The organism is Clostridium saccharobutylicum DSM 13864, assembly GCF_000473995.1.
In the GTDB taxonomy this organism is placed as follows: Bacteria; Bacillota; Clostridia; order Clostridiales; family Clostridiaceae; genus Clostridium; species Clostridium saccharobutylicum.
On sequence record NC_022571.1, the window covers coordinates 4627845 to 4648427 of the forward strand.

Annotated in this window: 15 protein-coding genes; 4 read left to right on the forward strand and 11 right to left on the reverse strand. The window is 27.5% G+C overall.

The genetic code is table 11. The features are described from left to right. Nucleotides 1-538 precede the first annotated feature (538 nt). Nucleotides 539-1015 carry a PTS sugar transporter subunit IIA gene (locus tag CLSA_RS20020; RefSeq protein ID WP_022750001.1) on the forward strand — a complete coding sequence of 159 codons (477 nt, stop codon included), beginning with the start codon at nucleotides 539-541 and terminating at the stop codon, nucleotides 1013-1015. Between the two features lie 483 nt (nucleotides 1016-1498). Next, nucleotides 1499-1801: a DUF6506 family protein gene (locus tag CLSA_RS20025; protein ID WP_022750003.1), complete on the forward strand. Its 303-nt coding sequence runs from the start codon at nucleotides 1499-1501 to the stop codon at nucleotides 1799-1801. 473 nt (nucleotides 1802-2274) lie between these two features. Here the strand turns inward: CLSA_RS20025 and CLSA_RS20030 are convergent, their stop codons facing one another. The 7 genes from CLSA_RS20030 to CLSA_RS20060 all read right to left on the reverse strand — a co-directional run bounded on the left by CLSA_RS20030 (nucleotide 2275) and on the right by CLSA_RS20060 (nucleotide 12264). Beyond that, nucleotides 2275-4062, reverse strand: coding sequence for a tetratricopeptide repeat-containing glycosyltransferase family 2 protein (locus CLSA_RS20030; protein WP_022750006.1), 1788 nt, complete (start codon nucleotides 4060-4062; stop codon nucleotides 2275-2277). Nucleotides 4063-4115: 53 nt separating this feature from the next. Beyond that, entirely contained in the window at nucleotides 4116-5432 is a 1317-nt protein-coding gene (locus CLSA_RS20035) for a nucleotide sugar dehydrogenase (RefSeq protein WP_022750010.1), read from the reverse strand. A 327-nt stretch (nucleotides 5433-5759) separates the two neighbouring features. Beyond that, nucleotides 5760-6650 (reverse strand): UDP-3-O-(3-hydroxymyristoyl)glucosamine N-acyltransferase, encoded by an 891-nt coding sequence (locus CLSA_RS20040; RefSeq protein WP_022750014.1) that lies wholly within the window; start codon nucleotides 6648-6650, stop codon nucleotides 5760-5762. An 18-nt stretch (nucleotides 6651-6668) separates the two neighbouring features. Next, nucleotides 6669-7706 carry a hypothetical protein gene (locus tag CLSA_RS20045; protein ID WP_022750017.1) on the reverse strand — a complete coding sequence of 346 codons (1038 nt, stop codon included), beginning with the start codon at nucleotides 7704-7706 and terminating at the stop codon, nucleotides 6669-6671. Next, a complete protein-coding gene (locus tag CLSA_RS20050; protein ID WP_022750019.1) occupies nucleotides 7699-8802 on the reverse strand; it encodes a DegT/DnrJ/EryC1/StrS family aminotransferase in 1104 nt (367 codons plus the stop codon). Before CLSA_RS20050 ends, CLSA_RS20045 begins: the two co-directional genes overlap by 8 nt. Beyond that, nucleotides 8795-9757, reverse strand: coding sequence for an NAD-dependent epimerase/dehydratase family protein (locus tag CLSA_RS20055; RefSeq protein ID WP_022750023.1), 963 nt, complete (start codon nucleotides 9755-9757; stop codon nucleotides 8795-8797). The genes CLSA_RS20050 and CLSA_RS20055 overlap by 8 nt, the downstream gene beginning before the upstream one ends. Further along, entirely contained in the window at nucleotides 9754-12264 is a 2511-nt protein-coding gene (locus CLSA_RS20060) for a glycosyltransferase (protein WP_022750028.1), read from the reverse strand. Before CLSA_RS20060 ends, CLSA_RS20055 begins: the two co-directional genes overlap by 4 nt. Before the next feature lie 288 nt (nucleotides 12265-12552). Here CLSA_RS20060 and CLSA_RS20065 point away from each other — a divergent pair, with 288 nt between their 5' ends. Together CLSA_RS20065 and CLSA_RS20070 are read left to right on the forward strand one after the other, a co-directional pair. Then, a complete protein-coding gene (locus CLSA_RS20065) occupies nucleotides 12553-12837 on the forward strand; it encodes a hypothetical protein (protein ID WP_022750033.1) in 285 nt (94 codons plus the stop codon). Between the two features lie 255 nt (nucleotides 12838-13092). Beyond that, the gene (locus CLSA_RS20070; protein WP_022750037.1) at nucleotides 13093-14055 is read left to right on the forward strand and encodes a DNRLRE domain-containing protein; all 963 of its coding nucleotides are present in this window, start codon (nucleotides 13093-13095) and stop codon (nucleotides 14053-14055) included. Nucleotides 14056-14335: 280 nt separating this feature from the next. On the opposite strand, the gene CLSA_RS20075 is transcribed toward CLSA_RS20070, so the two are convergent. The 4 genes from CLSA_RS20075 to CLSA_RS20090 form a co-directional block, all read right to left on the reverse strand. Next, nucleotides 14336-15931 (reverse strand): peptide chain release factor 3, encoded by a 1596-nt coding sequence (locus CLSA_RS20075; protein WP_022750039.1) that lies wholly within the window; start codon nucleotides 15929-15931, stop codon nucleotides 14336-14338. A 764-nt stretch (nucleotides 15932-16695) separates the two neighbouring features. After that, nucleotides 16696-18162: a YncE family protein gene (locus tag CLSA_RS20080; RefSeq protein ID WP_022750041.1), complete on the reverse strand. Its 1467-nt coding sequence runs from the start codon at nucleotides 18160-18162 to the stop codon at nucleotides 16696-16698. A 213-nt stretch (nucleotides 18163-18375) separates the two neighbouring features. Then, nucleotides 18376-18645 (reverse strand): putative Se/S carrier protein, encoded by a 270-nt coding sequence (locus tag CLSA_RS20085; RefSeq protein WP_022750045.1) that lies wholly within the window; start codon nucleotides 18643-18645, stop codon nucleotides 18376-18378. Between the two features lie 90 nt (nucleotides 18646-18735). After that, complete coding sequence (locus CLSA_RS20090; RefSeq protein WP_022750047.1) at nucleotides 18736-20409, reverse strand: hypothetical protein; 1674 nt, start codon at nucleotides 20407-20409, stop codon at nucleotides 18736-18738. Nucleotides 20410-20583 lie beyond the last annotated feature (174 nt).

Here is a 20583-nt window from a genome sequence, read left to right on the forward strand (position 1 = left end):
GAGCTTTAGGTACATTAAAATAAATAACAGATTCAAAGTTGCCATAGATATTTTTCATTAGGCAAAGAGGCAAATTGCTCCCTTAGCAGGTCTATCAGATCAATTTGCTGATACTGGATGATGGACGATAGGCTGGCTAATTGATTTGTTGTTGTTTTTAATATGACTTATAAATCTACAATTATAAATTTATAACTATGAAAGCGAGGTGAATTGACTTATTAAAATAAATATTATAGGATTCCTCATTAAGAATTTAATGTATCACAAACAAAGAAATTGGATACATGTTTGTGTAATAGGCCTTTGAAAATAAGCTGTTTAGGTTCTTAATGTGATGCTGTTCCATTTACTGCTTGTCACAATTTTATATTTGGAGCATGCAGAAATGGGGCAGCCTCACATTTAGAACCTTTCAGCGAAATTTTCATAGTCCTATGGAACAAATATGTATCTAATTTCGGCGAGATTGATATATGCTCTATTCTCATTGCGGAACGCCATAAAATCAATTTTATTTTAATTTAGTCATATACTTATGTTCAATTTATTTAAGAAATCATTAAATATCGTAGCACCAATATCAGGAAAAACTATACAATTAAGTGAAGTTCCAGATCCAGTATTTGCAGAAAAAATGGTTGGAGATGGTATTGCAATTGATTCTACTGGAGACACCGTTGTTGCTCCTTGTGATGGTACTATATCTTTAATAATGGATAGTAAACATGCCTTTTCTATTAAAACTACTGATGGTATTGAATTATTGGTTCATATTGGTTTAGAAACTGTCTCACTAAATGGTGAAGGCTTTGAAGCATTACAATCTGTCAACACAAAAGTAAGTGCCGGCACACCAATTTTAAAAATAGATAGAAAACTTATAGAATCCAAAGGATTATCACTAATCACTCCAGTTATAATAGTAAATCATGACAAATTAAAATCATTAAATCCCGTTATCAGTAAACAAGTTTCTAGTGGTAAAGATGTTGTATTAAGATGCAGCTTATAACTCTGAGTTATATGGTAACCTACCGAAAGTAAGGATACTCTTTTGCTCGATTGCTATAAAATAATGATGTTGATTTCTAAAAGTAGAAGTTGTTTAATTTTCGTATGTTCCTCAGACAAGCTGATGACAAGCAAAAATTAAACAACTTCTACTTAAGAAATGCCTACTGCACAAAAACATTTCTGATTTCTAGTGAAGATATGCACTTAGCATGTAGTAAATTTATACAAATAGTCTGCACGTGACTCTAAACATAAACTTGTCTACATATAAATCCAGTTCTCATTGAATAAAAAAATTCTTTATGTTACACTTTTATTATGTTTGGAACAAAATAACATATTATTTATAAAAATACATTGGTGAGTCATAGATAAAAACGGACAAGTATTCTTGCTTTTTATTTTTAAATGTATTTTAAGCTAAGTTTTAAAATAATAATTTAAATTTAGTGATAAATGATATTGAAAGGAATGAATAAACATGAAACTTAAGGCAGCATTTATATTTATAGCTACAGAAGCTAATCCCAATAAACATAGAACAGTAGTAGATACTCCCAATGTAGCACTGACAGTAGTAGGAGTTGATAATTATCAAGAGGCTGAAAAGGTAGCAATTGAATTAGCTGAGGAAGGTATTACTGCAATAGAGCTTTGCGGTGGATTTGGAATAGAAGGTACTGCAATGGTAAATAAAGCAGTAAAAGGCAAGGCAATTGTAGGTGTCGTTAGATTTGATAATCATCCTGGTTTTGGGTTTAAGAGCGGTGACGACTTATTCTAATGCCTTGAATAAAAATATCCTTTTAAATGCAATAAAAGATGATATTCTCTTAAAAGTTATCATCTTTTATTGTATTTAAATTTTTACTTTCTATTACTACATAATAGTATTCTATTTCCCAGTAATCATTATAAATATCAAAAGAATATAATTTCTCGTCTTCACATATTGACCATTGACTTTTAATCTTATCAATTTAATCCATTGTTATTGTATTATAAAATTTAACTTGTACATTTGTATTATTTTCACTTCTTCATTTAATATAGATTGAATTCTTAAAGTTATTAGTACAAAGTTATGCGTTTTTTGCTTGTCCTAATTTTATCTTAGAAGCATGCAAGAATTGGCACAACCTTGTACTTTGAACCTTTTATTAAAAATTTCATTACCCTATGAAACAAAAATTTATGGAATTTCGGTTAACTATCCCATAAGTATGATATATAATTTGAACATCTCTATTAACTAATTTAGTATTTTAATATATCTAATCCTTCTGCATCATATATATCAACTTCTTTTATTGATCTTAATATTTCTTTCTTCGCAAGATCAATATATCCATATTTATAATATAATTTTCCAAGATAAAGTAATGCATATTTAGTGTTTACTAAATTTAGCAAATTAACAGCTACTTTTAATTCATCAAATTTATTATTTATAAGCAATATTTCTATAACTTCTAAAATTATATTCATATATTCTTTATCATTTTCATCCTCTGACAACATACTTGTTGATTTTTGGGTTAGTAATTTTATTAACTCAGAATATACCCCTAAATACTTTTTATCATAATTAGATAAATTCTTTTCATTAAAACTATTTATTATAAATAATGCATCTTCATATCTATTTAGTAATGCAAAACTTAAAACTTTATACATAGACAAAATTATATAATTTGAGCTTTTTTTATCAGTATAATTTATACTAGTACATTCTTTAAAATCGCCAGTTCTTATAAGACATCTTGATTTTAGCATGATTGTATTTTCAGTAGCACTTACTGATTCTTCATATTCTTTTATATATTCTAATGCTATGTTGTAATATCCAATATAATAAAATAAATCAGCAATAGTTCCATAATGAATCTTTTTGTCTTCTGGGAAAAACTCTTCTATTATTCTTTTCATCTCTTCAAGTGATACATTTTGTGCTTTTAATGCATTTGCTATATCATATAAAGGTTCAATATAATCAGGTTTTGATTTCAAGGCATCAACATAATAATTATAAGCAGTATAATAATCCCTATATTTCATATAGACTTTACCTAACTCATAATAAGCTCTATAACTCCATGTTCCAAATATAAATTTCAATTCAGAAGGCGGTTCACCAAGTTCAATACACTTTTTCAATGCTTTTATTTGAAGAGTAGGTCTATCAAGCTCTTTCCAAACAATTGATTCATAAAAATAATAATCTGTACATTTTGGATAATTTGAATTCCCTATACTTATAAATTTTAAAGCTTCATCATATTTTTTTAATATTAAATTAGAAACAATTATTCGTAATATCAACAAAGAACCAAAACCTATATCTGGAGTAAAATTTTCATAAGCCTTATAATAACATTCCAACGCTTTATTTGTATCATCTTCTGCCCCATATTCATTTCCCAAATTAAAATAAGCAAATTTATTATTAGGATCTTTTTTAATTTGTTCATTCAAAATAGGTATATTTCTATTTCTTTTATCTTTAGAAATGATTCTTTTATCAAGGTATCCATAATGATATATTTTTATATCATTGCAAACAGCATTATACTCTCCATTTACTCTAATTAATTGATTATGAACTTCTCCTTCATAATGAATACCACGATAATTTTTAAATAACCGTGGATTTAAATTTACAGCAATATTACCATTTTCTATGACACTTCCATAGTAACTTAATGTCTCGAAATGATAAATTGCTTTTTCATCTAATTCCATATCTAGTAATGCTTTAAATGCTTCTCTTCCCTCTAAACTTAACTCATCATCTGCATCTAATATGAATATCCAATCTTTTGTGGCATATTTTAAAGATTCATTTCTAGCTTCACTAAAATTATTATTCCATTTAAAGTAATAAATTTTTGCACCATAACTTTTAGCAATTTCTACTGTTTTATCTGTAGAACCTGTATCAACTACTATTATTTCATCAACAATATCTTTAATACTTTTAAGACATTTGGGTAAATATTCTTCTTCATTTTTTACAATCATACATAAACTTACTTGATTCTTCATGAAATCCTCCTATCTTATGGAATATATTTAATGAGATAGACACTTTTAGTATCTTATAGTAATTCAATATTATCTTTATTTTGAACATTTTTAGTTGCATTTCTTGTATCAAATATGAATATAGAATTCTCTTGAATAAAGCTATAATTATATTTTTTATGGGCAGTAGTTATAACAACTAAATCTGCATTCCTTAATACTTCCTGTGTCAATTTTATTCCATAATGCTCTTTGCCTTTATACATATAAGATGATATATATGGATCATAAAATTCTACTTCTGAACCTTGTTTTTGAAAATTTTCTATTATCTTAAGCGCAGGACTTTCTCGATAATCGTCTATATCACTTTTATAGGCTATTCCTAATATCAAGATATTTGCTTTATTTAAAGCTTTATTAAATTTATTCAATATACTAGCAGCTCTTTGCACTATATATTGAGGCATAAAATTATTAATTTCCCCTGAGGTTTCTATAAGTCTTGTGTGATAATCATATTCTCGAGCTTTCCAGGTTAAATAATATGGGTCCAATGGTATACAATGTCCGCCAAGCCCGGGACCTGGATAAAATGCTTGAAAACCATAAGGCTTAGTTTTTGCTGCTTCTATAACCTCCCAAATATTTATATTCATCTTATTACATATAACTGCCATTTCATTAATTAATCCAATATTTATATTTCTATAAGTATTTTCAAGAATTTTTTCCATTTCAGCTACTCTTGGAGTAGATACTTCAAAAATTTCGCTGTTTAAAACATTCCTATATAATGTTGCTGCTATTTCCGTGCTATTTCTCCCTACTCCTCCGACTACCTTTGCTGTATTAGCAGTATGATATATTGAATTTCCAGGATCCACCCTTTCAGGTGAAAATGCTAAGTAAAAATCTTTTTCACACTTTAAACCAGACATTTTCTCTAATGTAGGTAATACTAATTCTTCAGTAGTTCCTGGATAAGTTGTACTTTCAAGAATTACGAGCATCCCTTCATGCAAGTACTTTCCAACTGATTCTGTAGATTCTTTAACATAGCTTATGTCAGGTTGTTGATACTTATCTAATGGAGTAGGAACACAAATTAATATTACATCTGTGTCTTTCAAAAACTTAATTTCATTACTCGCTTTTAATCTTCTATTTTCAATTACAAACTTTAGTTCTTCATTCATAACATCACTGATATAATTTTCTCCATTATTAATCATATTAACTTTCTTCTCTTGAATATCAAATCCCAATACTTTATATCCACCTTTTGCAAATTCAACTGCCAAAGGTAAGCCTACATATCCTAATCCAACAATACCTACAGTTGCTGTTTTATTATTAATCTTATAGATTAAGTTATCCTTATTTAACATCTAATTCTCCCCTAGTTAGTCAATTTTTTTCAGTTAAGGCAAATGAATTTGTTATTTATTTGAATGTGCCTAAGTTCAATAATATAATATGTTTTTCTTACTAATTAGTTCTTTAATTTTGCAATAATAAAAAAATAAAAATGAGATAACATATACTGAAGAAAAAGTATATGTTATCTCATTCCTATTTTTTCTTATTACTTAACTGTTATTCTATAGTTTAGCTGGATTTCTAACAACCACAATATTACTATCGAAATTTTTAACTACTACTACATCATTTATATTTACATATTAACTCTATAACTGCACATAAAATTATACAATTCATCTTATACTCTTAATAAATTTAATAAATTTGCTATGTTCTATTGCAAAATTTCCTGAAACAGCACTTCCATCTGCTATATTGGTAGTAACAACAGCTCCTATTTTAATACTCGCATTATTGCCAACAATAAGTCCATTTGATATAGTTACACTTACCCCAATCCAGCAATCATTTCCAATAATTGAACTTCCACCAATTAATGCATTAGCTGCAATTAAACATCTTTTCCCAACCTTTGCTCCATGTCCTACATGTACTAAATTATCAATTTTGGTTTCTTCCCCAATTATAGTATTATCCCATGGAAACATTGCTTTATCAATACAGGTATTGTATTGCACCTCAACATTCCTACCTATTTCTACCCCACCACAATGCTCAATAAAAAAGGTTCTTCCTTCTTTATTAAACTGAAATCCTTCACCTCCTAGTATAACTCCAGACCTAATTACTGCATCATCCAATATTTTAACATTTTCTCTAATAATAACATTTTCCTCTATAGTTACATTATTACCAATAATGACATTCTTTCTACTTATACCTTTCCTATCACGTATTATACAATTATCTCCTATAATAGTCTCAAACTCTTCTTTATTATATAAGTTAAGATCCCTGCATAAACAATTATGGATTAAGTAAAAACTTAAACGTGGATTATCTGATAAACAAATTCCATATTTATCAGGAAGTATTTTAGCTATCTTAGCATCACATATTATACAAGTTACAGATTCTGATAATGTGTGTATATATTTTTCATCATTAATAAATGTTAAAATCCTACTTTTCGTCTTAGAGCTTGAATAATCAAGATTATCAAATTCTCCATCATTATAAATACTAATATTCTCTATTTTATTAACTAATTCAGATAATTTCATTTTTTACCTTCCTCATACTTATAAAAATTCTTGACACAATTTATTTCTAATCTGTTTTTTACTATTTTTATACATGATTTCTCCAACTTTAAGCCCCGCACAATGTAAATCAATTATTGGTTTTGGTCCTAAATATGCCAAGGTTTTTCCCATTCTATAATTTCCTACTTCATAATCTGGATAAAAATTTATACAGTTTTCTTTTAAATCGTCAATATCCACTATCCCAGCATACTGTACCACTGTTATAAAATTTGACAATGCTTTTAATTTCTTTGATGTTATTTCCGAATTATTTTTGCCTATAAAACATTTTTCTGAAGTATAATCTGCCACAATTAAAGCATCTGCATTTACTAATAAATGATGGTTTTCTTCTAATAAATTTCTTATCACCACTACATCTGATGACAATTTTGATAATGTAGTATATATCCTCTGTCCAAAATTATCATTACTTACAATTACAATCTTACTTTTATAAATCTCTATGCCCACATCAAATAACATTTTTATTGCAAGTGGGCCACTAAATTTAAATGTATCTAATCCTGGATAATTTTCATTTGTTCCCATTACATTAATAGCTTTTTGTCTGCAATAATTTATATCTATATCGTCATTTCTTAATTCCCATGTTTCACACATATATGGAATCACTGCATTCTCTTTCATCATATCTATTGTTTCTTTATCAATAGGTCTTACAAAACCTAAATTAGTTACTATATCAGCTTCATTAATATTCATCTTATCAAACACTACATCTATTTTATCTGCAACATCACAAAGCTCAGCAAATAGCATTGTTTTCTTTTTCACCTCATCTTTAGATGCATACTTTGAATCTTTAGTTATTGCATACACTTTTTTAGCCCCAGCCATTGCTGCTATTATAGGCGTATATAGAAACTCACCACATGCAGCCTCAGTAAAAACTATAATTCCATTTAAATTCAATTTGGTAAATTTTATTGCTTTGTATATTAGATTAATACTTCTCTTTGGATTTATCATTCCATTTTCTTTGAAATACGTTATTATATTATTATTCATTTAATATTTTCTCCAATTCTGACACAATATAAATTATCTCTTTCGAACAAATATTGTTATGCATAGGTAATGCCATTCCATGCTTATGAGCATATATGGAATTGTAAAATTGGCAATTTTCATACCCATATTTCTCTTTATAGTAAGGCTCTTCATGTACAGAATAAGCGCCAAAATTAGTTTCTATTCCTTTATCTTTTAACTTGCTAATTAATTTATCTCTGTCAATTCTTTTATCTAAAAGTATATGATATGTTTGCCAAACATGTTTTTCATAACTTTTTTCTTCTGGCAATGTTACAAACTTCACATTTTTAAGTAAATTATTATACTTCTTTGCTACTTCAATTCTTCTCTCATTTATTAATTCTAATTTTTTCATTTGTACTGTTCCAATAGCTCCTTGGATATTTGTCATTCTATAATTTAAACCTGCCTGTACAAATCTTATTTTTCCATTTTTATAGTTCAGTCCATGATTTCTGAGTATTCTAATACTTTCTGCTAATTTAGAATTGTTTGTAACTACAATTCCACCTTCACCCGTTGTTATAGCTTTTCTTGGATGAAGACTAAAACAACCAATATCTCCAATCGTTCCGACCTTTTTCCCTTTATATTCCGCTCCAAGTGCACAAGCAGCATCTTCTATAACTTTTAAATTATATTTTTTAGCTATAGCCACTATTTTATCCATATCTGCTGGCTGTCCAAATTCATGAACAGGTATTATTGCTTTTGTTTTATCAGTAATTGCATTTTCTATTTTATCTGTATCTATACATAGACTATCTAGTTTAATATCTACAAACTTAGTTGTAGCACCTACAATTTCTACTACATTAGCTGTTGCTGGAAAAGTAAAATCAGGCACTATAACTTCATCATTTGCCTTTATTCCAATGGCAAGCAAAGCTAAATGCAATGCAGCAGTTCCACTGCTAACAGCAAAGCAATATTTAGCATTTAAATATTCTTTTAATTGATTTTCAAATTCTTCTACTTTATCTCCTTGCACCAAATATTTTGAATCAAAAACTTTTTTTATTTCATCCAATTCTTCCTGTCCTATATCCGGAGAAGCTAGTTTAATCATTTAAAACACCTCTATACCACTTAATTGTTCTTTCTAACCCCTCATCTAAATCATATTTAGGTACAAATTTCAAAATCTCTTTAGCTTTTTCTATGCTTGGACTTCTCAGTTCTATATCCACATAATTTTTTGGTACATAAACAATTTCAGATTTAGACTTTGCTATTCTCTTTATTAATTTTGCAAGCATGGCTATAGTAATAGTTCCTCTTGGATTTCCAATATTAAATGCTTGTCCTATTGCTCTCTCATTATCTAAACATAACATTACTCCATTTATAAAATCATCAATATAACACCAAGATCGTATTTGATTTCCTTCGCCATGAATTTGTATCTGCTCATTTTTGATAGCTCTTACAACAAATTGATGAATCGCACCTTCACCAACCTGGCCATCTCCATATATATTAAAAGGCCTTATTGTTACTATTGGAAGTTCATACTCCTTATAAAAACTATACGCTAAATGTTCTCCTGCAAGTTTTGATACCGAGTAAGTCCATCTTGCTTCTCCTACAGGAGCTAAATTTGTTGTATGTGCTTCATCAACTTTATATGCATAAGATCCAAATATCTCCGAAGTTGAGAAATCTATAAATCTTTCTATTTTTTGATCCTTTAATGCTTCAAGAATATTATAAGTTCCAATCATATTAACCTTCATAGTGCTCACTGGATTTTTTATAACAGTATCTATTCCTGCAATCGCAGCTAAATGAATTACTATGTTAGGTTTAAATTCTTCTATGGCATGTTTTAAAAAATTAAAATTTAAAATATCGCCCTTAACTAATTTTATATTATCTTTATTTAATAAATTTGTATTTTTAATCGAATTTCTTTTTAAATTATCATATATTAACAATTCATTATTACTGCTAAGCTTTTCACACAACTTTGTGCCTATAAAGCCTGCACCACCTGTTAGAAATATTTTTTTACTTTTTATCATTTATTATTTCTCCCATTATTATTTGCTATATTATCCATATATTTTTCAAACTCTTTTACAAAATACTCAAATTTTAAATTATTACTTTCTATTTTTCTATTAATTTTGATAGTATTTCTAAAACTATCATCTTGAATTAATTTTTTAGAATAACTTAATAATTGATCAAAATCACCTGTTTTAGGGAAAATAGTTTTTGCATTATTATATAAATATGCTGGAGCCATATAACTAGCATTCATTACATTAAATGCTTCATCATTTTCTTCTTTACAAAAAGTAATAATAGGCAATTCTGCATAATAAGCTTCTTCTAGAGAATATCCTCCACCAGGATATGAATTTAAATAAAAATCACAACTTTTTAGATATGATGATGCTTCTAAATTAAATCCTGCAAAAATCACCTTGTATTCCTCAATTAATTTATTTGGAACATATTGCTTAAACTCGCTATAATCGCCTCCAAATACAACAAGACATATGTCATGTATTTCATTAATAAGCTTAATTGCAAAATTCCAAAATTCATTGTTTTTGTATTTTATAGGCCTTCCAATTGAAATTACTACTTTTTTCTTCCTATCAATATTAAATAAAGTTCTTATATCCAGATTTTTATCCACTAACTCAGTATTTATTGGTGAGATTAATTCAAATATATTTTTACAACAATTATCTTTTTTAATATACGTGTAACAAAAATCCAATTTCTCATCAAAATAATCTTCTGGCTGTTGAAATTGAATTTTTCCAATAATTTTACAAACTTTTTTTAATAATGGATATAACAATACTCCTATAGGTGCAAAATATAAACTTTGATATACTACATAATCAAAATTCCCTTCACTTATATAAATGTAAAATTCTTTAATTTTATCTTCAATACAATTGCTAATTGGTACAAATAAATTTACATTTAACTTATTAAAATAATCTATACTTTCTTTACTATTATTAAATTCATTCTTGTTTAAAAGGCTCAATACTGAATATCTATGTTTAATATTCTCAGAACTTTGTAAATAATTTATAAAGAATTGTGTTACACTCTGATGTATATCCAAACCATTTAATATAAATAAAATCTTTCTCTTATTTTCTTTTAAACTTATTTTTTTATTATTAAAATAAGTTAAATAATTCTCTTCTAAAATTTTGCCTCCGATTTTATCCATTTCCTCATATACATTTTTTTGCATATATTTGAATCTTGAATAACTAGTAAATCTCCTATACATATTTCCATAATAATAATTGAATTTGAATGTTAATTCATATTTACTTCTTATAAACCACTCACTTAAATATTTCATATAGCTTTCTTCATCATTTATGCTTAATAAATAATCAAATAAAGCTTCTGTATTAGTAATATCATCTGAATTTACCGTAAATTTTGTTTTCATTAAATCAACTTGATCACTACTTTTCTTTAAATCATTTGAATTTATATAATTTAAATTTCCTTTAGACATTTTTTCTGGCAAACTAATTAATAGATCTTTAATTTTCATTAATTGATCATTTAATGAATATCTTTCTTTAATAAATGCCCTATATACTTTTGAAGTGTAATTTTTATCGGAAATCATTTCGACAGCTTCAGTTATTGTATTCCATACATATTGAGATGGATATATTAATCTAGCCCCTACAAAATTGTGTATTATCGGCTTTATCCCTTTACACATCGCCTGCATAACACTCATATTTTGTGATTCAAGTACACTAGTGCATAATATCGCATTTTTATCTTCAAGCCACGTATCTAAATCATTTTGCCACCCTTCATATACAACATTATTCTCCAATCCAAATTCATGTATCATTTGATTATAATACAGCACATATCTATTATCTTGAAAAATTCCTGCAATATATAATTTATATCTATGATCTGTCTCATAAATAGCTTTAAAAGTGTGTAATAAAAGCATTGGCCCTTTCTTATAATTTATATATCCTACATAAGCTATATTAAATCCATTTTCTCGCTCTTTAAATCTCCACCTTTTTTCATCTATTCCATTAGGTATAATACTTACTATTTTTTCATCTATGCTAAAATTTTTAATAATAAAACTCTTTATATGCTCACAAACTACTATTAATCTATTTACATTACTCCAATTAACATTATTAATATAATCTGTAAATGCTTCATAACTATGAAGTCTACATATAATTTTCTTTTCTTTAGCCAACTCTAATTTACTTCCATATGCTATTAATTCATCACACCATTCAAACCAACAAATATCTGCCCATTGCATACCGTCTTCAATTTGCTTATATTCTATTGTTATAATTTTTTTTATCTCATATTCTTGTGACAGACCTTCAATAATATCACCTAAAAAACTATCTAGCCCCATCTTTACAAAAAACGCTAACTTAATTTTATCTTTTACAATACCTGAAACATCTTCTTTTAGATTTTCAGTAGTATTTATTAATTCATCTTTTGATTGCTTTGTAATATTGCCCAAGTTGTCTTTCATTAAATCACTCCAAAATTCTGATTACAATATTCTATTCTCTGATGATTTAAATTATGATTTGCCATTTCCTATTATTGACTTTTTAAAATTTTATTTATGAATAAGTTTAATTTTAGGCACGTAAAAATGAATTAATTAATAAAATCCTTTAAATTATGAATTTAAAATAACGTACTTTACAAAACCATGAAATATGTATTACTTTATCACAATTTTAGAAAACAATAATATAATATTACTATACTGATACAAAAAATCTAAGAAATTAATTAAAGGAGATGTTATTTAATGGCAAGTTTTGATACACCTCAAAACAGCACTATTCAAACAATTTATGCTACAGGAACTATCCCTGCACACAATGATGCAGGTTTTATTGAAATTCAAGCTGTTGCTTCTCGTAATGGTGGTCACGAAACTTTTTATAAGACATTTCAAATTGCTGCTAGTGCTACTGCTACTACTGCTCGAGCATGGTCTGGTGCCGGTAACTATCAGATAGTTATTACTCCTAAACTATTTGGTACTCAATCAGTTAGTTCGACAACTGTTGTAAATAGCTTCAAACACTAATAAAAACTTTGATATAAATTTCATGGAGTCAGTATACGGCTCCATGTTTTTAACATATTTTATTAATAACATTGCAAATCATTATTATAGCAACAAGAAAAATCTCATACATATCATTACTACAATGAATAAAATAATCTACGACTTGCCTTATCTTTCTTTGTAACATATATCATTACAGGTAAATTTCACAAAACAAATGTCATCTGATTATCATTATATGGTCAACGGTATTGGAAAAATGGAGGTTAATTTATGAAAAGTATTACAATTCCAGCTATTAAAAGCCTAAGCGTTACAAATAAATATTCTGATAAAAGTTTAAATGAAGATAAAATAATAGTAGGCTCTGATTCTAACTATAACTACTACAGTTATTTGTTTTGGGATATCTCATCAATACCTGCTAATGCTATAGTTCATAATGCAAAACTTACGCTTTTTAAGACTGATAATTTTTATTATGATACTAGTAAAAAATTCTCCATAAGTCCGCTCTATGAATACTTCAGTACTTATACAACTTATAATAATTCTCCTAATTATGATCATTATACTGTAATAAACTTTTATCCATTGACCGATAATATATCAGTAACAATAGATATTACAACTATAGTTTCGTCATGGGTAAAAAACAGCTTAAAAAATAAAGGTATAATACTATATGGAAGAAATGAAGATATCCTTACAAGCTTTGGATCTGTAAAAAGTTCAGACAGCTATCTTGTACCATTTATAATAGTAAATTATGAGCCATATTCTTCTAACAAATGTTGTAAAAAAGAATGTAATAATAAATGTTCTCAGGATTGTTGTTGTAAAAAAAATTGTAATGGTGAATACTTTAAAGATGATTGTTGTGAGAAATATATAAAGATATGCAAAAAAGAACTTGAAGCTATTTTGTTTAAAGTTTGTAAGGAAGCTTGCGGAAGTAATTGCAACCCATATCCTCCAAACACCTCCATTACTAGAACAGTAAGAGTTACAGGAACTGTAGCTCCAGCATCAGTTTATTATATAGTTGTAGATTTACAAGTAACTCGTGCTTCTAGTGGGCAAATAAATCATTATTATGTATCAGATGAATATGATAACTCTTTAAATGATACTCCTCTTCCTATAGATAAAACATATAATATTGCTGTAAGCCCTCCTATTCAATCTGGTGATACAGAAGATGTGATTTTATATGGTTCCTATAAAGGCTTTTAATTTATAAAATTTATATAATAATAATGAGAGCTTTTAAGGAACATTAAAAAAATAACAATTCCATCTGACAAGCCTATTTTTCATCATTCTATGTTAGCAGATTTCTCTAATAGTCGGCTATGAGACAAATGTGTTTCCTTGCCTGATGAAAAATAATCATGATATTTTGGACTTGTTATTTTCTTTAATGTGCCTAAGCTCTCATTATCTTTTACATATTTACTTGGAATATCAATCAATTACTACCTAATTTTAAATATAAGTTATTTATCTATAGTTTTTAGTCTTCACTTTTTCCTACACCAGATAATATTAATCCTTTATTATGATCTAGTGCCCAGCTTATACCCCAGTCATTTTGGAATATAAGAAGATTTCTATCTTTAAGATCCTTAACTTTCTTAGTGTCTGAAGTTAAGTTTAATGAATCCATATCAACATCTTTGTTTTCAATCCATCTAACAAATCTGTAATCTAATCTATCCATCTTTACATCAACATTATATTCGTTATTTAATCTATATTCTAATACTTCAAATTGAAGTACACCAACAACTCCAACTATGATTTCTTCCATACCAATATGAGTTTCTTTAAATACTTGAATTGCTCCTTCTTGTGCAATTTGAGTAACACCTTTTATAAATTGTTTTCTCTTCATAGTATCTACTGGTCTAACTCTAGCAAAATGTTCTGGAGCGAAAGTTGGAATTCCTTCAAATTTAAATTTCTTTGATGGTGAACATAATGTATCTCCAATTGAGAATATACCTGGATCAAATACACCAATTATATCTCCTGCATAAGCTTCTTCAACAATTTCTCTATCTTGAGCCATAAATTGTTGTGGCTGAGCTAATTTAATCTTCTTTCCACCTTGCATGTGGTATACATCCTCACCTTTATTAAATTTACCTGAACAAATTCTCATAAATGCGATTCTATCTCTATGAGCTTTATTCATGTTTGCTTGAATCTTAAATACAAAAGCAGAGAACTTATCTTCAAATGGATCAATAGTTCCAGCACTTGAATTTCTAGCAAGTGGTGATGTAGTCATTTCTAAGAAATGTTCCAAGAATGGTTCTACACCAAAGTTAGTTAATGCTGATCCAAAGAATACTGGAGTTAATTCTCCACGACGTACAGCATCTAAATCTAATTCATCTCCGGCAATATCTAAAAGCTCAATGTCTTCCATTAATTTATCATGAAGAGCATCTCCTAATATTTCTCTAAACTTAGGATCATCTGGTGAACCTTCTATTGCTTCAACTTCATTTTGACCGTGATTTCCACCATTGAAAGCTATAATTCTGTTATTGTCTCTTTCGTATACTCCTTTGAATTCTTTACCAGAACCAATTGGCCAATTCATTGGATAAGTTTTAATTCCAAGTTCATTTTCAATATCATCTAATAATTGGAATGGATCTTTAGCTTCTCTATCCATCTTATTTATAAATGTAAAGATTGGCATTTCTCTTAAAGAAGCAACATGGAATAACTTTCTTGTTTGATCTTCTATACCTTTAGCAGCATCTACAACCATAACTGCTGAGTCTGCAGCCATAAGAGTTCTATATGTATCTTCTGAGAAGTCTTGGTGACCTGGAGTATCTAATATGTTAATACAGTGATCATTATAGTTAAATTGCATAACTGAAGAAGTAACTGAGATACCTCTTTGCTTTTCGATTTCCATCCAGTCAGAAACTGCATGCTTAGATGCCTTTCTAGCTTTAACAGAACCTGCAAGTCTAATAGCTCCTCCATATAATAAAAACTTTTCTGTCAATGTAGTTTTACCTGCATCAGGGTGAGATATAATTGCAAAGGTTCTTCTTTTTTCTATTTCATTTATATAATCAGCCAAAGTAAAATCCTCCTTTTTAATGTACAGTTCATTTATAAGCTTCCTATAACTTATTTACATTGGACTAAGGCACATTCAAAAAAATAACGAGTCCATCTGCAAAGCCTATTTTGCATCATGCTACGTTAGTGTATTCCTCTAATAGCCCGCTATGAGACAAATCCACTTCCTTGCCTGATGCAAAATAATCATAGCATTTTGGACTTGTTATTTTCTTTCATATGCCTAAATTCTATCATTTAAGGCATTTTAGACTTGTTATTTTCTTTCATGTGCCTAAATATAGATTTTCATTTTTAATATTACCTATATTAAACTAATATATATGTTTCAATTTTAATTTTATATTGTTAATTTTAATATACATTTTTGTATATAAAATTTTCTATTTTTCTTCATTGTTAACTAAAATATTATATCATATTCAATATGCTATGTACATTACAATCATTTTTCCCATAAGTCTATAACAACTACTTCATTATGTACACTTAAAAATAATTTAGACCGCTAATAAACTAAATTTATCAGCGATCTCTTCTAAATTATAATTATATCATTTTCTACTTTATAACACACTATCTTTGCTCAATTCTCTATTTGAATATGCCTTATCCTCATTATAAGGCATATTTAAATAAATAACGAGTCTATTGTCAGCCTATTTTCAATCATGCTGTGTCAGCAAATTGACCTAATATGCCCGCTATGAGGGCAATTAACATCCTTGACTAATTAAAAATATCCATAGCAAATTTGACTTGTTATTTATTTTCACATGCCTGAACATCACAATTCTTAAAAAACGGTATGAATACTAATTCATCTACAATTGCTCTTGTTGAAATCAAAACACTAACACTAAACTTTAAGTCATTGTTTATAATTTCTGGATTACTTGTTAATTTAGTAAAGGAATTAACTACAAATTCAACTCCTTGTTGTTCTGCATACGCTGGTATATATAATGTAGCATTTTGTATTCCTTCTATCTTTCCTTCATCAATATACTTCCTACCATGTTCATCTTTATACCAGATATAATATGGTATGTAAAAGTTATATTTTAGCATTGAATATTCTTTTCGATTATCTATAATTTCTCTATTTCTTGTTTCATTTATAATTTCGCACTTTTTAAATCTAATTTCGTCTATATTTATAATTTCTTCTTCTTCAGAAGTTAGTTTTATTGATACATCCTGAAAAATTATTTTTTCTTGATAGGTTGACAAAACTTTTTTTGCAAGTATTGTAGTTCCGTTTTCTTTTTTTAATGTATCTTCTGAATCTATTATACTCAAAGCTTCTTCTTTCTTTGGCAATCTTCTTTGAATAGCAACTCCAATATCATATGGTATACCATTCTTTTTTTCTAAATCAAAAGTATCTAAAATAACATTTCCAGACACATCTATTCTATTAATTACACCTTTTCCTTCAATATTTTGACCAATTACAAGTAATATTTTTTTATCTGGAGACAATCTAATTCTTTTTACTTTTTGCATAGTAGTTGTGATATTTGCTATACATTTTCTTTTTAATGTATCTATAACTTCAATTCTATGTAATCCATCATTTGCCACATATAAAAAAGTTCCACTTTGTTCCAAGGATGTAATAATAGATCTCTTTTCTAAATCTATAAATGAAATATTCTCATTTTCAATATTTAATATATATATTTTTTCTCTATTAGCAATATAAATATAATTTTCATTTTCTTCAATGAGAATATACTTAGGTGAATTTCCAATATCTTTGTATATCTTTATTAAATTAAGATTTGATGTATCATAAACTTTTATTTCATTCTGTAAAACATCCAAAACAAATAATCTTTTCTTATTCTTATTAAGTTCTATACTATCTGCTGCAATAAATCCTCTCAAAGAACCAATCTTTTCCCCAGTTCTTAAATCATAAATACATACTTCATCAGTATTACAGACATAAATCTTATGAGCTATAGAATCTACTTGTATATTTCCATTATTAGGCATATCCCATGTTTTAATACAATCATATAAATCATGAATAACTGTAACTTTTCCATTTCTATCACTAGCTATATATATATTATTACTTTCATCTACGATTATATTTTGCGGTCTTGGACCAATTTCAACTTCCTTTATAATATGATAGCCATCACCGTCGATAATAGATACCGTAGATATTCCTAAGTTTGATACATAATAAATCATTTTCTCTTTTTTATCAACCACAGACTTATCATCACCCTATTTATTACTAAGCATATTCAAAAAAATAACATAATTAAATATATATAAAATTATTCCTTCATTGTATTTTTAATATGCATCATATTAAAGAATATGCTTTATCCATTATTATTATTCAATAAAAAATAATAGATCAACTATACAAATATACTTGTCTATTATTTTTTGAACATGCTCAAATACGCCCAAGTATTCCTAATTAACTAATTCATAAGTTTCATTTTTTCCATCTTTTATAATCTTAAATGTTGCAGTAGGATAAATATTATTCCTTTTAAGTTCAGTTTGAATGATTTCTATATCTATTTCCTTGAATTTTACTGCTTGAGTACAGCTAATATTAATTTTATTAGGAGCTGTAACAAGTTTGACTTTAATATTTCTTCCAGTTAATCGCTGATACATATATAGTGCCCTATTATGGGATGTAAATGTCATTATATAATCATACTCTTCTGTTGCCATATTTTTCACCTCTATGATATACATCATAATTTATTTTATGCTACCAAGTCATATATGTTAATTTAGATAACAAGTCCAATTGTATATGCCTTATATTCCATTTGATCTTCTTTTTAATAATCGTTCCATAATAGATTGATTCCTCTCAAATTCAAGCTCTTTATTCAATCTTTTATTTTCCTCACTCATCATTTCAACTTGCTGCTTAATTAAGCTATTTTCTTCCTTGCATTCTTTAAGCTCACTTTCAATACTTGCTTTAATATTTCTTTCTTCTAATAAATTTGTATTTAACTCCTCCAATTTCTCTTGAATATTTTCCTTTTCTAACTCAATCTCTTTATTTAATCTTTCATTTTCCGTACTCAGCATTTCAACTTGTTGCTTAATTAATATATTTTTTTCCTTATATTCTTTCAGCTCATTTTCAATACTTGCTTTAACATTTCTTTCTTCTAATAACTGCTTATTTGTATTCTCCAGTTTCTTTTGGATATTTTGTTGCAATTCTAAGAATACTTTGTAATTTTCATCTGCCTTTCGCTTTTGTTCTACTAATCTAACAAATTCCTCTTCATACTCGTGTATAGATTTTAGTCTTTTTTTTAATTGCATATTTAAAGAGTCAATTTTATTCTCTAAGTCTTTCTTCTCTAGTTTCATCCGAGATAATTTAAGTTTTAATCTTTGAACCTCTTCTCCTTCACTGGATAAATCTTCAGTAACTTTAATTCTCTCATCTTTTAGTGACTCCTTTCTATTTATTACAAACTGACTTGGGACAAACAGATATAAATCTGGTTCATCAGTTGCATAAGCTTTCATTGCTTTAATTGAACTCCCTCCATCTGAGCAAATAAAGCAATTATATCGACTTACTGGAAGTTCATTCCCCCTATCAAAATGATATGCCTTACGCCATTTTTCATTATCAAAAACTGAATACAAAATTTCACCTTGCTCTAACCAACAAGAATAAAGCTTTCTGTCTTTAACAAATACCAGAGGTTCCGATAATTCCTTACTACTTTCATAAACTCTGAATTCCTGAATAATTCCACCTTTATCTATACGAACATGATCTAAAAAATATATAGCATCTTCTCTAGATTTATTTAGTATATTAATCTCTTCTTTGTCCACTAGCACTTCAAAATCGATTTCCTCTCCTTGAATACCATAGAGCCTTTTTACAGAAGACCATATATGATTTTGAAAACTACAATAATTTAAAGATATTTCATCTCCTTCATCTGTGATAAAAAATGTATCAATATCATTATTTTCATTTATATTTAACATATAGTGCTCATTTATATTAGGTACCAATATAATATCCGATAAAGTATTAACCTTTGTTTCTCTTCCATTCCATATACAATGCATTAACACACCATGATCACTGCCATCTTTACCTATTAATAAATAAAATATATGCATTTCATCTCGTATAATTCGAATTTTCAAACTCTGTATTTCAAATTCATCAACATCTATTTGATAAAGCGTCATTCCTACCCATCGCTTATTCTTCATTGTACAGTATTTTAGCTCTCCTTTAATGTTGCTATATACTATATGTATTGTCTCATCATCTTCAATATAAATAGCAAATCCCCGTATTTCCTTATCAATTAGACTTTCTTTGCTCCATTTTCCTTCTCCATACATAATCTTGTAACATAATTCTTTATTGCCGTTTTTGAAAAAATCCCATATATTATTTCTATAATCAACATATATCCAAGGACATACACAATTCATTCTAATTCCTCCTTTCTAAAATTATATTTTTAGTAAAAATCTATTATGCATCCATAAAATAAAAAATTGTTTTATGTACACGCACAAATTTAATTGTGCTTAATCTATTTTTTTATTTTCACCTCTTTTATGTACTTACATATAATGTATTAAAAGTATTGAATAGACTTATAT

Bases quoted from the DNA above. Each gene is read 5' to 3' on its own strand.
- CLSA_RS20045 (WP_022750017.1), bottom strand. From the start codon at position 7,706: ATGAATAATAATATAATAACGTATTTCAAAGAAAATGGAATGATAAAT.
- CLSA_RS20085 (WP_022750045.1), bottom strand. From the start codon at position 18,645: ATGGCAACAGAAGAGTATGATTATATAATGACATTTACATCCCATAAT.
- CLSA_RS20065 (WP_022750033.1), top strand. From the start codon at position 12,553: ATGGCAAGTTTTGATACACCTCAAAACAGCACTATTCAAACAATTTAT.
- CLSA_RS20055 (WP_022750023.1), bottom strand. From the start codon at position 9,757: ATGATAAAAAGTAAAAAAATATTTCTAACAGGTGGTGCAGGCTTTATA.
- CLSA_RS20060 (WP_022750028.1), bottom strand. From the start codon at position 12,264: ATGAAAGACAACTTGGGCAATATTACAAAGCAATCAAAAGATGAATTA.
- CLSA_RS20020 (WP_022750001.1), top strand. From the start codon at position 539: ATGTTCAATTTATTTAAGAAATCATTAAATATCGTAGCACCAATATCA.
- CLSA_RS20090 (WP_022750047.1), bottom strand. From the start codon at position 20,409: ATGAATTGTGTATGTCCTTGGATATATGTTGATTATAGAAATAATATA.
- CLSA_RS20040 (WP_022750014.1), bottom strand. From the start codon at position 6,650: ATGAAATTATCTGAATTAGTTAATAAAATAGAGAATATTAGTATTTAT.
- CLSA_RS20070 (WP_022750037.1), top strand. From the start codon at position 13,093: ATGAAAAGTATTACAATTCCAGCTATTAAAAGCCTAAGCGTTACAAAT.
- CLSA_RS20035 (WP_022750010.1), bottom strand. From the start codon at position 5,432: ATGTTAAATAAGGATAACTTAATCTATAAGATTAATAATAAAACAGCA.
- CLSA_RS20050 (WP_022750019.1), bottom strand. From the start codon at position 8,802: ATGATTAAACTAGCTTCTCCGGATATAGGACAGGAAGAATTGGATGAA.
- CLSA_RS20030 (WP_022750006.1), bottom strand. From the start codon at position 4,062: ATGAAGAATCAAGTAAGTTTATGTATGATTGTAAAAAATGAAGAAGAA.
- CLSA_RS20025 (WP_022750003.1), top strand. From the start codon at position 1,499: ATGAAACTTAAGGCAGCATTTATATTTATAGCTACAGAAGCTAATCCC.